Annotated in this window: 13 protein-coding genes; 7 read left to right on the top strand and 6 right to left on the bottom strand. The window is 33.0% G+C overall.

The window, feature by feature from the left end; genetic code table 11:
- Positions 1-825: 825 nt before the first annotated feature.
- Positions 826-1,503: a DUF4294 domain-containing protein gene (locus DFR66_RS07530; protein WP_114754224.1), complete on the bottom strand. Its 678-nt coding sequence runs from the start codon at positions 1,501-1,503 to the stop codon at positions 826-828.
- 82 nt (positions 1,504-1,585) lie between these two features.
- Between DFR66_RS07530 and DFR66_RS07525 the strand changes: the two genes are divergently transcribed.
- Together DFR66_RS07525 and DFR66_RS07520 are read left to right on the top strand one after the other, a co-directional pair.
- Entirely contained in the window at positions 1,586-2,674 is a 1,089-nt protein-coding gene (locus DFR66_RS07525) for a M42 family metallopeptidase (protein ID WP_114754223.1), read from the top strand.
- A 163-nt stretch (positions 2,675-2,837) separates the two neighbouring features.
- Positions 2,838-3,293 carry a DUF1801 domain-containing protein gene (locus DFR66_RS07520; protein ID WP_114754222.1) on the top strand — a complete coding sequence of 152 codons (456 nt, stop codon included), beginning with the start codon at positions 2,838-2,840 and terminating at the stop codon, positions 3,291-3,293.
- A 57-nt stretch (positions 3,294-3,350) separates the two neighbouring features.
- Here DFR66_RS07520 and DFR66_RS07515 read toward each other — a convergent pair whose 3' ends face one another.
- The 5 genes from DFR66_RS07515 to DFR66_RS07495 all read right to left on the bottom strand — a co-directional run bounded on the left by DFR66_RS07515 (position 3,351) and on the right by DFR66_RS07495 (position 9,543).
- Positions 3,351-4,304, bottom strand: coding sequence for a phosphoribosylaminoimidazolesuccinocarboxamide synthase (locus DFR66_RS07515; protein WP_114754221.1), 954 nt, complete (start codon positions 4,302-4,304; stop codon positions 3,351-3,353).
- A gap of 116 nt (positions 4,305-4,420) precedes the next feature.
- On the bottom strand, positions 4,421-6,769 hold the full coding sequence (locus DFR66_RS07510; protein WP_114754220.1) for a S9 family peptidase: 2,349 nt from the start codon (positions 6,767-6,769) through the stop codon (positions 4,421-4,423).
- Positions 6,770-6,818: 49 nt separating this feature from the next.
- On the bottom strand, positions 6,819-7,634 hold the full coding sequence (locus tag DFR66_RS07505) for a Cof-type HAD-IIB family hydrolase (protein ID WP_114754219.1): 816 nt from the start codon (positions 7,632-7,634) through the stop codon (positions 6,819-6,821).
- 410 nt (positions 7,635-8,044) lie between these two features.
- A complete protein-coding gene (locus tag DFR66_RS07500; protein WP_114754218.1) occupies positions 8,045-8,995 on the bottom strand; it encodes a PhoH family protein in 951 nt (316 codons plus the stop codon).
- 20 nt (positions 8,996-9,015) lie between these two features.
- Complete coding sequence (locus DFR66_RS07495) at positions 9,016-9,543, bottom strand: hypothetical protein (RefSeq protein WP_114754217.1); 528 nt, start codon at positions 9,541-9,543, stop codon at positions 9,016-9,018.
- 123 nt (positions 9,544-9,666) lie between these two features.
- Here DFR66_RS07495 and DFR66_RS07490 point away from each other — a divergent pair, with 123 nt between their 5' ends.
- The 5 genes from DFR66_RS07490 (at position 9,667) to dnaN (ending at position 14,706) form a co-directional block, all read left to right on the top strand.
- A complete protein-coding gene (locus DFR66_RS07490; protein WP_114754216.1) occupies positions 9,667-10,494 on the top strand; it encodes an SAM hydrolase/SAM-dependent halogenase family protein in 828 nt (275 codons plus the stop codon).
- A 64-nt stretch (positions 10,495-10,558) separates the two neighbouring features.
- Positions 10,559-10,855, top strand: a complete 297-nt coding sequence (locus DFR66_RS07485) for a putative quinol monooxygenase (RefSeq protein ID WP_114754215.1) — start codon at positions 10,559-10,561, stop codon at positions 10,853-10,855.
- 31 nt (positions 10,856-10,886) lie between these two features.
- A complete protein-coding gene (gene gldF / locus DFR66_RS07480) occupies positions 10,887-11,612 on the top strand; it encodes a gliding motility-associated ABC transporter permease subunit GldF (protein ID WP_114754214.1) in 726 nt (241 codons plus the stop codon).
- Entirely contained in the window at positions 11,612-13,297 is a 1,686-nt protein-coding gene (gene gldG, locus DFR66_RS07475; RefSeq protein WP_114754213.1) for a gliding motility-associated ABC transporter substrate-binding protein GldG, read from the top strand. The genes gldF and gldG overlap by 1 nt, the downstream gene beginning before the upstream one ends.
- A gap of 290 nt (positions 13,298-13,587) precedes the next feature.
- The gene (dnaN, locus tag DFR66_RS07470) at positions 13,588-14,706 is read left to right on the top strand and encodes a DNA polymerase III subunit beta (RefSeq protein ID WP_114754212.1); all 1,119 of its coding nucleotides are present in this window, start codon (positions 13,588-13,590) and stop codon (positions 14,704-14,706) included.
- Positions 14,707-14,940 lie beyond the last annotated feature (234 nt).

The following is a 14,940-nucleotide window of genomic DNA, read 5'->3' as shown; positions in this document are numbered from 1 at the left end:
AACTGGCAAGAAAATTTTGAAGTTTTTTTGAAATAATTTTTATCTCGCTTTCTTCTCTTTTTCTTATCAATCTTTCAAGGAACTTTGCTTATTTTGCGGGGTGCAAATGTAATATCTGTTTTCTAATCTCACAAGCTTTTTGAATTTTTTTTGAAAATAAATTTTCTACTTTAATCCCTTTTGCTTGCCAGTTTTTAAATGAACGTCTCTCTCATTGCGGGTGCAAAACTACACCCTTTATTCGCTTTTACAAGCTTTTTAATCACTTTTTTTAAACGTTTTTTTATCCTTAACTTTAACTTGCTGGAAACGTGAATTTTGAAAGTATTATTTTTTTAATTCCCTCCCTACACTTTTAGACTCTTCCTAGGAAAGGGAGGCTTTATAGATGAAATCTGGGCTTTTCATACCTACACATAAGCCTATCACACCTCGGTATATTTCGTAGATATTCAAGAATTCAAGCATAATCACTCTTTTCATGGCTTTGGATTCACTTTGCTCATTCAAAAGTGTCTTCCTTTTTTCATGACACAAACGTCTGCTAAAACTAATTAATGGTTTTCTACTATACATTATAGTATACTAAAAAGCACCATTACATTTTTGGCTACTATATATGGTGTCAAATACAGATTTAAACAACTAAACGCTTTAGTTTACTCGGGCTCGCGTTAGGGATAGAAGCGAAAAGCCCACAGGTAAGTGTAGTGGAACGGAACTTGACGAGGACTTGTAACGGATAGACCGACTCCTTATATAAAGAAAGGCGATTATCCTTTTCTGATAATCGCCTTTCTATATATAACGAGGAACGCCCAAAAATTACTTTTTCAGCTTTTCAACTCTGGATTCCCAGGAGTCAGTTAGATTATCATAATCAACTGGTTTTGCAGGATTTTGATTTTGCAGTCGGCCGGAATCAAATGCTCGGACTAATATCGTTTCAATTAGGTAGTCTTCATTTACATCAAAAGGCGCATACTTTGTTTTCAAATTAATATCAAACATACTTGCCGCAGTATTAGACCAAAATGCTTTCCAGCCACTCTTAAGGTTTTTTACCAGTTCATATGTAGTTGTACCTGTTTGGCGATGTATTAACTTTACCAATATTTGGCCTTGCTTACGGGAAAGTTTTTTGAGCTTAGCTTCGAATTCGTCACTTAAATAACTTTCTACTATTTTAAAGTATCTTTTTTTCTCCTTATTTGTTTTAAGGTTTGCCATTCCTTTGTTTAGATTCGACAATTTCTCAGAGGCCAGCTTTGCATAAGGGTAGGTTTTATAAACCCGATTTTGAAGAATTAAGAATTGCTTTTTTGCTTCGGGATCCATCTTTCCCTTATAAATTAATATTTCTGGTAATTGAATAGTATCATTAAGAATAGATTCGTCATCTTCTATCTCATAGCCCATCTTTGTGGTATCCTGAGGGATTACTTGTGCATTAACATATAGAGTGGAAAATAAACAAAACAACAAACATTTAATTAGCTTCATATAAGGAAATTTAATTGCCAAAATTATATATAATATATACAAGTGTAATGCCAAATTTATAATTTAGCAAAAAATTAATTTTATGAGCACTAAATCAATATTAAACAAGTCATCACTTGAATTTTTAAAAAACTACCTTAATAATGCATCACCAACAGGATATGAGAGTGGTGGACAAAAATTATGGATGGAATACCTTAAACCTTATGTTGATACTTTTATCACGGATACTTATGGAACTGCTGTAGGAATTATAAATCCGGATGCACCTTATAAGGTCGTGATTGAAGGTCATGCTGACGAAATTTCATGGTATGTCAATTACATTACAGAAGATGGATTAATCTACGTTATTAGAAACGGTGGTTCAGATCACCAAATCGCACCTTCAAAAAGGGTTAACATTCATACTAAAGCTGGAATTGTAAAGGGTGTTTTTGGTTGGCCAGCTATTCATACTCGAATGAGAGACAAAGAAGAAGTAGCAAAAGTTAATAATCTATTTATTGACATAGGTTGTGAAACTAAAGAACAGGTAGATAAAATGGGTGTTCATGTAGGTTGTGTGATTACATATCCTGATGAATTCATGATTTTGAACGATAATAAATTTGTTTGTCGAGCCATTGACAACCGTATGGGCGGGTTTATGATTGCCGAAGTGGCTCGTTTATTACACGAAAATAAAATAAAACTTCCTTTTGGATTGTACATCACTAATTCAGTTCAGGAAGAAGTAGGTCTTCGTGGTGCAGAAATGATTACTAAAACCATTAAACCCAATGTAGCGATCGTAACTGATGTTTGTCATGACTCCACTACTCCAATGATTGAAAAGAAAATTGAAGGTGACACAAAAATTGGAAAAGGTCCAGTAGTAACCTATGCTCCGGCTGTTCAGAATAATTTGAGAGAATTGATTTTAGAAACTGCTATGGCAAAAGAAATTCCGTTCCAAAGACTAGCTTCTTCTCGAGTTACCGGTACTGATACTGATGCTTTTGCTTACAGTAATGGCGGTGTTGCTTCGGCTTTGATTTCTTTGCCGTTACGATATATGCATACTACTGTTGAAATGGTACATCGTGACGATGTTGAAAACGTGATTAAATTAATTTACGAAACCTTATTGAAGTTAGAAAATGAAGAAACATTCTCTTATTTCAAATAGTTTAAGGAGCTAATCCCGTCTCGTTCTAAAAACGAGATTGCAATCTTTTCCTTTTTGGCAGCAAAAAGGAAAAGGATTTCCACTTTTATCGAAGGTAAAAAACCGCATTTCAAATTATGAATTGCGGTTTTTTTAGTAACTTTACTCAAACGATTTTAAAATAATGCAATCAACCGCCAACACAGTTTCCGCTTATTTAGAAGAAATTCCAGAGGAAAGAAAAATAGCTTTCTCAAAACTTAGAGAAACTATTCTAGAAAATATTCCAAAAGGATTTGTTGAACAAATATCCTACGGTATGATTGGTTATGTAGTGCCACATTCTATTTATCCTAATGGCTATCATTGTGAACCAAAACTTCCGTTGCCTTTTATAGCTATTTCTTCGCAAAAAAATTTCATTGCACTATACCATATGGGAATTTATGCCAAACCTGAATTACTGAATTGGCTTAACTCCGAATACCCAAAGCACAGTAAACAAAAATTAGACATGGGAAAAAGTTGCATCCGATTTAAGAAGATAGACCAAATTCCGTTTGACTTAATTGCTGAGCTCGTACAAAAAATATCCGTTAAAGAATGGATTAGTAGTTATGAATCATCATTAAATAAATAAAAAACCGCAATTCAAAATTATGAATTGCGGTTTATATTTTGGTTTATGGAAATGGTTCTATCTGTTCGCTAGATATTCCAAAACATTTTTCTCTATTCTTTCATCTATATTACTGATGTCTGCTTTTATAAATTTCTCTCCTAAGATATTTTCGTATAATTCAATATATCTTTCAGAAACTGTGTCAATATATTCGTCAGTCATATTGGGAATTTGTTGTCCTTCCAAACCTTGAAAACCATTTTCGATTAACCAACGACGAACAAACTCTTTCGATAATTGTTTTTGTTCTTCTCCACTGTTTTGTCTTTCTTGGTAACCTTCCGCGTAAAAATAACGAGAGGAATCCGGAGTGTGAATTTCGTCAATTAAGACAATTACACCTTCTTTTGTTTTACCAAATTCATATTTGGTGTCCACCAAAATCAAACCACGACTGGCAGCGATTTCAGTTCCTCTTTGATATAAATCTCTTGTAAATTTTTCTAAAACAATATAATCTTCTTCAGAAACAATTCCTTTCGATAAAATATCCTCACGAGAAATATCAGCATCGTGTTCTCCATTATCCGCTTTGGTTGTCGGAGTAATAATAGGTTCAGGGAATTTATCATTTTCTTTCAAGTAATCAGGCATTGTCACACCGCAAATTTCTCTTTTGCCAAGAGCGTATTCACGAGCAGCATGTCCTGAAAGATAGCCACGAATCACCATTTCTACTTTAAAAGGATCGCATAAATGACCAACTGCAACATTAGGATCAGGAGTTGCAATTAACCAGTTTGGAACAATATCCTCAGTCAATTCCATGAATTTAGTCGCAATCTGGTTTAAAATTTGACCTTTATATGGAATTCCTTTTGGCAAAACTACATCAAAAGCCGAAAGCCTGTCTGTAGCTACCATAACCAAAAGTTCATCATTGATATTATACACTTCTCTTACTTTACCGCGGTAAACAGATTTCTGGCTTGGAAAATTAAAATCAGTAGTTGTGATGGTGTTGCTCATTATTCTAGTTGTGTGTGTGTGTGTGTGTGTGTTTATTTTTGTTCCTGCAAATTTAAAACTATTTCATAGAGTTTCGCAAAGAACAGAACTCTTAAATTTCATTTTTATATTTAAAGTTATTTATTAAGCAACGTTTCATTGAATAAATTTAAGATTCGGCTGTATTCGTCTACCCAAGAGTACGTTTCTTTAAAACCATGAGCTTCCACGGGAAAACTTGCTAAACTCCATTTTTTCTTCCCTAATTCTATGAAACGCTGAGACAAACGAACAATATCTTTGTATTCTACATTGTCATCTACCATTCCATGAAGCATCAATAAATCGCCTTGCAAATTATCCGCAAAATAGATTGGAGAACTTTTTTTGTATGCATCCGGATCTGTTTCTGGGAAATTAAGAATGTTTCCGGTGTAGCCATGATTGTAATGTGCCCAATCCGTAACAGAACGTAAAGCAGCTCCAGAAGCAAACTCTTTTGGAGTTGTTAACATTCCCATCAACGTGATGAAACCTCCGTAAGAACCACCATAAATCCCAACTTTTGAAGCATCAATTCCGTAATTTTCGACAAGATAATTCTTGCCATCAATTTGATCTGTTAAATCTTTCCCACCCATAAAACGGTAAATTCCTGTTCTAAAATCTCGTCCATATCCATCGCTTCCTCTATAATCAATATCCAAAACGGTATAGCCTAAATCGACCAATAAATTATGAAACATGTACTCTCTGTGGTATGTACTCCAGTAGTTGTGTGCGTTTTGCAAATAACCGGCACCATGAACAAACAAAATTGCTGCTTTATTTGCATTTGCAGTTTGTGGCTTGTATAATCTAGCATTTACTGGAGTTCCATCCTGCGCTTTGAAAGTAATTACTTCCGGCTCACGCCAAGAATACCCATTGAAACTTTCAGATGTTGAAGAGGTTATCTGATTTAAGTTGGTATTCTGTTTATTAGGCGCTACATACAATTCCCACGGTTTATTTTTAAACGAATAACGAACCAATAAGGTGCTTTCGTCTGGAGACAAACTCACTTCATGCGCACCATCTTTAGTTAAAATTGGTTGCAAAACAGGATTTGAAACTTCCAATTTATAAAAGTTTCTGTTTCCTGGATGTGTTGTTGTTGTAGTCAAATAAAAAGCTTTTTTATCTTTTGTCAAAGTCACATTGCGAACTTCCCAATTCCCTTTAGTCAACTGGATTTTCTTTTTTGACTTTAAATTATAGGTATACAAATGAGAATAACCCGTTTCTTCGGACTGAAAATAAACAGTTTCATTGTCACCTAAAAACCCAAGTGTTCCTCTTCCATAAGAATTAGAAGGAATTCCAGGTCCGCCAATCCAAGCTTCATCATGTTGATGGTCTAATTCCTGAAAAGTTCCTTTCTCTAAATTTAAACTGACAATCCATCGGTCTTTATTGTCTTGGCTTCTAATTTCAGCAACTGCTAAAGAGCCGTTTTCATTGTAAACTGGTTCTTGAACCACAATTAATTTATTCTTTTTTTCTGCATTTTTTGACTTTTCGTATAATTCAAAATATTTAGGAACATCTTGAATGTGACTTAACGATGAGAAATTCATGAAATAAACAGAATCTTTAGCGATGTTATAAATCCCGAATTTGGTTGCCAATAAATTATCTACTGAAACTTTTTCCTTAGTATCTTCAATTTGGTTGTAACCATCGGCTGTAATGAAAAGCTCCATTTTTTCACTCTTGCGTTCTGAATCTTCTATTAATCTAAAGGTTGCAAAATTTCCTTTTGGATCCACTTTCAAGCTTCCAAAAGTGTTTTTTCCATAATAATAAGGCTTTGGAAAATCAGATTTTGTAGTTTTTGATTTTTCCAGATTCCATTTTTTTAGTGCTTCCTGATCTCTCACGAATTGAAATAATTCTTCCTGTTGGTTTTTCAAAAATGATTCTTTATCAGTGGCTTTCTCATCCAATTTCCCTTTACGAAAGTTCGTGATTTGAATAATAGAACCTTCATTAGTGTTAAACTGAAAAAGATTTTCATTTTGTCTGAAATAAAGTATTCCTGGAACAGCTCCTATTTGTAAATTAGCAATAGGACTGCTTTGTTGGAAAAGTTTCTTTGATGTTTTACTTTTCAAAGAATACGAAAATAGTCTTCCTTTATCAATGTAAAAATACAAATCAGGATTAGTTGTTTTTTTGAAATCAAATTTTGAAAAAGCGGCTTCATTTGGTGCTGCCAATTCCGGTTTTGATAATCCATTTTTCCAAAAATAAGTACTTGCCCCTAATTCATTATTTGGATTCCAATCAAAATAAACTTTCTGTCCATCTAAAGACCATCTTTCATTTTCTGGTTGAGCGCCAATGAAAGCGTTACCTTTCATGATTTCTTCCAGTTTTAGCGTTTGACTTTGCATTGTTGTGAAAAACAAAACAGAGATGACAAGGATTATTTTTTTGTTCATTTGGTTTTAATTTTATGTGTAAATTGGTAAGTGAGGTTTGTTAAAAAAATTAATTATTCAGTAATTCCTGTGCGATATATTTAGCAACTCCTTCATTATCATTAGTCATAATCACTTCTAAATGGGAAAGTTTATTTTTCAAACTTTCAGGTGCATTTCCCATTACTAAAGCTTTACCAGAGGACTTAAGCATATTTTCATCATTATATCCATCGCCAAAAGAAATAGTTTGTTCGAAAACAAAATTCTCTTTTTCCAGAATTTTGGCAATCGCAACACTTTTATCTACAGACTTGTCCATAAATTCTAAACAAAAAGGTAAACTAAACGCATGGCTAAAAATTCCAGTATGATTTTCTAAAATCTTATCGCGTAATTCAATTAATTTTGAATGCTTAGGATGAGTAAAAAATACTTTTATAGCACTCAAATCCTCCAAACTAGAAAAATCCACTAATTCTGGATGATAATTTACTTCGGGTTGAAATTCGTTTAGTTTTTCATTGTGCTTGTTGGTTAGCCAAACATTTTCTCTGAACAAAACAGTTGTTATTTCAGGATCAATATCTAAAGATAAAACGGATTTTATGGCGTTGCTTTCCATATCAAAGGAAAACAGAAGCTCTTTTTCTGGAGAATGTATGCGCGCTCCATTTGAAGTAACTAAATACAAAGGAATATCCAATCCTGCTACAATTGGCATGGCATCCAAGTGATGACGACCAGTTGCTACAATAATTAAATAATTTTGATTGTGAAGTTCTTGAAAAACAGTTTTGGTGTAATGGGAAATTTTGTGATCTGAATTGAGTAACGTTCCGTCTAGATCACTGATAACTACTTTAATTTTTTCTTTTAAAATCATTTCTTTTAACTGAAATTTATTGATTTCAAATTTATTGCATTTTTGAGAGAAACGAAAGGAATAATATGGATTTTATTGGCCACAGTTATAGTCAAGATTATGCACTTTAATGCATTCACCTATCAAGTTGTAAAAAATTTTGCCACAAATTTCACAAATTTTCACAAATTAATTCGTGATAATTTGTAAAATTTGTGGCAAAAAAAAAAGTGACACAACCGCGCAGACTTTAACTCTGCCAACTAAAATGAACTTTCAGTTTAAAATGATTATTTTAAACCTTTAGGGATAAACTATTAGTTTTTTAGAGTAACGAAATACAAATCAAGTTTATTTTCTTTCAAAAATAAACTCGATTTTCAATTCAACAAACTTACTTTCTTGTAATTTTTATAGTTTTTTTTCCTACTTTAATCATTATTCTCAATCATTTTATAAGCATCAATTACTTTTTTGACTAATCTGTGACGTACAATATCTTTGTCATCCAAATAAATAATTCCAATTCCATCAATATCTTTCAAAACCAACAAGGCTTCTTTTAGTCCTGAAATGGTTCTTCTTGGTAAATCGACTTGCCCTGGATCTCCAGTAATCATAAATTTAGCGCTTTTTCCCATACGGGTTAAGAACATTTTCATTTGGGAATGTGTAGTATTTTGGGCTTCATCTAATATTACAAAAGCATTATCTAGTGTTCTTCCGCGCATAAATGCCAAAGGAGCAATTTGGATAATTCCCTTTAAAATGTAATCTTCGAGTTTTTCATTCGGTAGCATGTCGCGTAAAGCATCGTATAAAGGTTGCATATACGGATCCAGTTTTTCTTTCATATCACCAGGCAAAAAACCGAGATTCTCCCCTGCTTCTACTGCTGGACGTGTCAGTATAATACGTTTGACTTGTTTTTCTTTAAGCGCTTTAACTGCCATGGCAACACCTGTGTAGGTTTTTCCAGTACCAGCTGGTCCAACAGCAAAAACCATGTCATTTTTTTCCATGGTATCTACCAGCAATTGCTGATTAGGTGTCATGGCTTTTATGATTTTTCCACCTACTCCATGTACTAAAATTTTATCGTGATCGCCCATTCTCTCAACCTGTTTGCCATCACTTAAAATTACACGTTCTATAACATTATTGTCTATAGTGTTATAACGAGTAAAATGAAGCATTAATCGTTGAAAACGTTTTTCGAACTCGTCTAAAACTTCTTTTTCTCCAAAAGCTTTTAAAGTTGTTCCCCGAGCGACAATTTTTAATTTTGGATAATACTTTTTAATTGTTTCAAGATGAGTGTCTTGAGCGCCCCAAAAGTCTTTTGGAGCGATGTCTATGAGCTCGATTATTCTTTCGTTCAAATGAGGTTGTTTTTATGTTATTAATTTAAGGTCATACGAAGTCCAATTCCATTTGAATTGGTAATTAAATCCAGACTTGGTTCATTAAATTGTGTGTATGCTGAAGCTTTTTGATTGTTGTAGTCAGTAACTACATTTTTAATTTTTTTTGAAAAACCAATCTTTACAGGAATGGCTATTATGATTGCTGCAATACCAATGTAAGTCATTAATGATGGATAATTGTTTTTTTCGTCTTGAAGTGCATACTGCCCACCTCCAATTGGTGTTGCTGATATTCCAGATGCAGTTACTCCCTGAACTAAATCAGCAGTCAAAAATCCAATACCGCTGTAAAGCAAAATATTTCCAAGTGTTTTTTTTGATCTACCATCATTGTATTCCGTAATTAATTGTTCATTATCTTTTAACAATTCCCTTACTTGATTGGGTGCAATTTTATTGTTTTCAATATCAGTAATAGTACCATTTGACTTGTAAACTAGTTTTTGAGAATAAGATTGAAAACTGTTAAAAAAAAGAAAAAGAAAAAAAAGGGGTTTAATCATAAGTTTTGTTTTAATTCAAATTGAAAATTCTATTTAAAATAAAGCTTAAAATACTTTAGCTTTGCGTTTCTCAAATTTAATGAAAATTAGGTTTACAAAACACCAATAGTTATAAACAAATTTATGTCAATAATTACCCTTACTTCCGATTATGGCTTGAAAGACCACTTTGTAGGTGCGCTGAAAGGGAAGATTTTATCTGAGTATTCCGAAGCTAAAATAATTGACATTTCACATGAAATTGACCCATTCAACACGGTAGAAGCAAGTTACATTATTAGCGCTTCTTATGCGAGCTTCCCAAAAGGTACGGTTCACCTGATTGGAGTAGATATGGAGCACAATAAAGAAAACCAACATATTGTGATGCAGTGGAACGATCATTACTTTATTGCTTCTGATAATGGTATTTTAAGCATGCTTTCGCAAAAAATTGTGCCACAAAAAATCGTGGCAATAAATATTCACGATCGTTTACCTAGTGACGCAGCAGATATGGATGTGTTTGTAACTGTGGCCTGTCATTTAGCCAAAGGTGGTTTAATGAACGTTATTGGGAAAGAAATTAACACTATTAAACAAGTAACCGACTTAAAAGCTGTTCTTTCCGCTGATGGAAATTCTATAAACGGACATGTAATCTATATTGACCATTTTGGGAATGTAGTAACCAATATTTCAAAAAAATATTTCATCGAAGTTGCTAAAGGAAGACCGTATGAAATTGTTATGAAAACCAAAAATATTAAAACCATTTTGCCCAATTATTCTGCAATTGCAAGTTCCGATAAATACCCTATAAAATCGTATGAAGGTGAAAAATTAGCTATTTTCAACGAAGCTGGATTTCTTGAAATTGCTATTTTCAGAAGCAATCCTTCTAAAGTGGGTTCTGCGAATAGCTTATTGGGATTGAATTATAGAGATGTAATAAATATAGTATTCAGTTAACAGTGTTCAGCAATCAGTTAATAATCTGAAATCATAAATCGTTAATCAATAATCATAAATCTAAATGTTTGTACGCATAGTAAAATTGAGTTTTCACGAGGAACATATTCCTGCATTTTTAGAAAACTTTGAGTTAATGAAAGAGAAGATACGAAATGCGCCCGGAAATCGTTTCTTAGAATTGTATCAGGATAAAAACAACAAAAGCATTTTCTTCACGTACAGCTATTGGGAAACTGAAGCTGATTTAGAAAATTATAGAAATTCCGAACTTTTTTATGATGTCTGGACATTCACCAAGAAATTATTCAACGATAAACCAGAAGCATGGAGCGTGGATAAATTAGTTACTTTAGAATAAAAAATAGTTTAAAGTTTAAACAAAAAAATAAATGAAATCAATAGTATTACGAGAAATAAAATCCTTTTTCGGTTCGCCCATAGGTTACTTAGTAATTGCCATTTTTCTAATTATCAACGGATTGTTTCTTTGGGTTTTCGAAGGAGATTATAACATACTGAATACTGGTTTTGCTGATTTGACTCCATTTTTCACCTTAGCACCTTGGATTTTGATATTCTTAATTCCTGCGGTAACAATGCGCAGTTTTTCGGATGAAAAAAAACAAGGAACATTAGAATTATTACTGACAAAACCATTGAGTATTTGGCAAATTGTAAACGGGAAATTTCTTGGTGCTTTGCTTTTGATTGTGATGGCAATTATCCCAACATTTATTTATGTAGCCGTAATTTCTAGTTTAGGAATGCCGGAAGGCAATCTCGATATGGGAAGCACGATTGGTTCTTATTTTGGATTATTATTCCTGATTGCAGCGTATTCAGCCATTGGAGTATTTACTTCAACTTTATCTGATAACCAAATTGTGGCTTTTATTGTTGCCGTATTTTTATGTTTTTTCTTCTATTTTGGTTTTGAAGGTTTAGCTTCTGTAATTCCAAATATATCTTCTGTAATCGCATCATTAGGAATGCAAGATCATTTCAAAAGCATGAGCCGTGGTGTATTAGACACAAGAGATATCCTTTATTTTACAAGCATTACCGTGGTCTTTCTATCCTTTACTGTTTATAATTTAAAATCTTTCAAATCGTAATGACTACTTCTAAGAAAAATAACCTAAAATCAGTATTGATTATCCTTGCTATTGTATTGGTTGCGAATATTGCAGGAAGTTCGTTTTTTCATCGTTTTGATTTAACAAAAGATAAAAGATACACGCTCTCCCCTACTTCTTTAAATATCATTAAGCAAGTTCAAAATCCGTTGTCTATAAAGGTATATATGCAAGGTGATTTACCTGCCGAATTCAAACGTTTACAACAAGAAACGAAACAATTACTGGAAGAATTTCAGGCGTATAACAAAAATATCGTTTTTGAATTCGTAGATCCTTTGGAAAATGAAGACGCAAGTATGGACAATATTAAAGACTTGTATCGAAAAGGACTTACACCAATAAATATAACCGTTGATGACAAAGGAAAGCAATCCCAAGCAATGGTTTTTCCATGGGCAATTGCCGTTTATGACAATAAGGAAGTAAATATTCCATTGTTGAAAAACATTATGGGTGCGTCAACTACCCAAAAAGTAATAGGATCTGTGCAGCATTTGGAATATTCTATTGCTGAAGCGTTAAACAAAATTACCAAAGACAAACAAAAGAAAATCGCTGTTATTAAAGGAAACGGTGAATTGCAAGATATTCTGATGGCCAAATTTCTTTTGCAAGTGCGCGAAAGTTATCATATAGGTCCTTTTACTTTAGATTCGGTTGCCAAAAATCCTATTGGAAGTATAGAAGCTTTACAAAAATATGACTTAGCTGTTATCGCTAAACCTACCGAAACGTTTACTGATGCTGAGAAACAAGTTTTGGATCAATTTATCATTAATGGTGGAAAAACATTGTGGCTAATTGACCAAGTGACGGCAGAAATGGATAGTTTATACGATTCATCTGGAGCTACTCTAGCCTATCCAAAAGATTTGAATTTGAATGATATGTTCTTTAAATACGGCATCCGAATTAATCCTGATTTGGTAAAAGATGAACAAGGAAGTCCCATAAAACTGGCCACAGGAGAACAAGGAAGTGCGACTCAATTTCAGGAATTCAACTGGAAGTTTGCTCCACAAGTGTATCCAAACAGTATGCATCCAATTGTAAAAAATTTAGGTGGAATCAAATTTGATTTTGCAAATCCTATTGATACTTTGAAAAACGGAATTAAGAAAACCATTCTTTTGGAATCGTCACAATATTCGAAAAAACTGGGAACACCAACAGAAATAAATCTTAACATCGTTGCCGAAGAAACTTCCCCAAATGATTACTTGAACAAAGGGAAAATTCCACTTTCGGTTTTACTGGAAGGCAAGTTTCAATCTATGTTTGAAAATAGAGTGTTACCATTTGAACAAAAAACATTTCAAGCGGCAGGAAAAGAAAATAAAATGATTGTAATTTCTGATGGGGATTTGATCAAAAACCAATTGGATAAAAACTTTCAACCAGTAGAATTAGGCTATGACCAAAGATCTGGAAATTTGTATGACAATAAAGATTTCCTGATAAATTGTGTCAATTATCTATTAGATGACACGGGACTTATTAACATTCGAAGCAAAGATCTTGATTTACCTTTATTGGATAAAGAAAAAGTTTATGAAAACTATACCCGAACACAAATCCTGACTATCGGACTTCCAATTCTTATTTTAATACTTTTTGGAGTCGTATTTACTTTCCTACGTAAAAGAAAATATAGTAAATAAGTAATAAAGCCTCAAGTCTTAAAGTCTAAAAACGAAACACATAGTGAGTAATGGAAACATTTTTTTATCAATATTAAGAGTGTAAAACTCTAACTTTCGAAACAGAATAAAGCAACCATTTTTTATAAAATAATAAATAGAATTTGCATTCAGACTTTCGACTTTTGACTTTCAGACTAAAGTAAAGATGTTAATAAAAAAGTTTCCAAACTAGAATAGTTTACGATATATTTGTAAAATGTATCGTATTTCTGATTTAAAGAAATACCTTAAAAAATAAAACAAAACAGATGAAATTTATAGTATCGAGTTCGTACTTATTGAAACAATTACAAGTTTTAGGTAACGTTATCAATAGCAGTAATACCTTGCCTATTTTAGATAACTTTTTATTTGATTTAGACCATAATGTACTTACGGTTTCCGCTTCAGATTTAGAGACTACTATGTCCGCTACATTAGGAATTGATTCAGAAAGTAAAGGAAGCGTTGCTGTCCCTGCAAAATTGCTTTTGGAAATCCTTAAAACATTCCCGGAACAACCCTTAACTTTTACCGTTGAAGAAAACAGTACGATAGAAATCAGTTCTAATTCTGGAAAATATGCTTTAGCTTATGCTCCTGGAGACGAATTCCCAAAATCGGTTAACTTAGACGATCCATCTGTAACTCTTGTTCCTGCTGATGTTTTAGCAACTGCTATAAGTAAAACAATATTTGCTGCTGGAAATGATGATTTGCGTCCTGTAATGTCAGGTGTATTTTTTCAGTTTTCACCACAAGGGCTTACGTTTGTAGCTACTGATGCGCATAAATTAGTAAAATATGCACGTACAGATGTGACGGCTTCTCAAGTAGCTGATTTTATTATGCCAAAGAAACCTTTGAACATCTTAAAAAATATTCTTGGTAGTTCAGATGCAGAAGTTAAAATTGAATACAACGATTCGAATGCTACTTTTTCTTTTGACAATTATGTTTTAATGTGTCGTTTGATTGATGGAAAATATCCAAATTATGAAGCGGTAATTCCTAAAGAAAATCCAAATAAATTAATGATTGACCGTTCTCAATTTTTGAGTTCTGTACGTCGTGTAGCCATCTTTTCGAACAAAACAACACACCAAATTCGTTTGAAAATCGCTGGTGCTGAATTGAATGTCTCAGCTGAAGACATTGACTACTCAAACAAAGCCGAAGAAAGATTGACCTGTGATTATCAAGGTGATGATATGCAAATAGGGTATAATTCTCGTTTCTTGACTGAAATGTTGACAAACCTACAATCCGATATGATTATGCTTGAAATGTCATTACCAAACAGAGCCGGAATCCTTACTCCTGTTGATGGATTAGAAGAAGGTGAAACTGTAACGATGCTTGTAATGCCTGTAATGCTGAACAGCTAGTTCGGTTTAAAATACGCTATTAACCAAACCAATTTATATATTTAAGAAACCATCTCGTTTAATTACTTGATGGTTTTTTTGCTTTTATGTGTTTCACTTTATGTTATTCTAAACAAGGCTAAATTTCATTGTGTTTTCCTTTTCGATGATTCATTTCGGCTGCTTGCTTTAGTGGGTTTGCTTCGTTCCTCACAGAGACAAACTGAACGCAAAATTTAAGAAGTCATAAAGACC

The organism is Flavobacterium glaciei, assembly GCF_003350545.1.
Taxonomy (GTDB): domain Bacteria; phylum Bacteroidota; class Bacteroidia; order Flavobacteriales; family Flavobacteriaceae; genus Flavobacterium; species Flavobacterium glaciei.
The sequence above is the reverse complement of the archived record's forward strand: the minus strand, read 5'-3'. Positions and strand labels throughout refer to the sequence as shown.

Coding starts and splice junctions, on each gene's coding strand:
- DFR66_RS07520 (WP_114754222.1), top strand. CDS start 2,838: ATGCAATCAACCGCCAACACAGTTTCCGCTTATTTAGAAGAAATTCCA.
- dnaN (WP_114754212.1), top strand. CDS start 13,588: ATGAAATTTATAGTATCGAGTTCGTACTTATTGAAACAATTACAAGTT.
- gldF (WP_114754214.1), top strand. CDS start 10,887: ATGAAATCAATAGTATTACGAGAAATAAAATCCTTTTTCGGTTCGCCC.
- DFR66_RS07485 (WP_114754215.1), top strand. CDS start 10,559: ATGTTTGTACGCATAGTAAAATTGAGTTTTCACGAGGAACATATTCCT.
- DFR66_RS07515 (WP_114754221.1), bottom strand. CDS start 4,304: ATGAGCAACACCATCACAACTACTGATTTTAATTTTCCAAGCCAGAAA.
- DFR66_RS07505 (WP_114754219.1), bottom strand. CDS start 7,634: ATGATTTTAAAAGAAAAAATTAAAGTAGTTATCAGTGATCTAGACGGA.
- DFR66_RS07530 (WP_114754224.1), bottom strand. CDS start 1,503: ATGAAGCTAATTAAATGTTTGTTGTTTTGTTTATTTTCCACTCTATAT.
- DFR66_RS07495 (WP_114754217.1), bottom strand. CDS start 9,543: ATGATTAAACCCCTTTTTTTTCTTTTTCTTTTTTTTAACAGTTTTCAA.
- DFR66_RS07490 (WP_114754216.1), top strand. CDS start 9,667: ATGTCAATAATTACCCTTACTTCCGATTATGGCTTGAAAGACCACTTT.
- DFR66_RS07510 (WP_114754220.1), bottom strand. CDS start 6,769: ATGAACAAAAAAATAATCCTTGTCATCTCTGTTTTGTTTTTCACAACA.
- gldG (WP_114754213.1), top strand. CDS start 11,612: ATGACTACTTCTAAGAAAAATAACCTAAAATCAGTATTGATTATCCTT.
- DFR66_RS07525 (WP_114754223.1), top strand. CDS start 1,586: ATGAGCACTAAATCAATATTAAACAAGTCATCACTTGAATTTTTAAAA.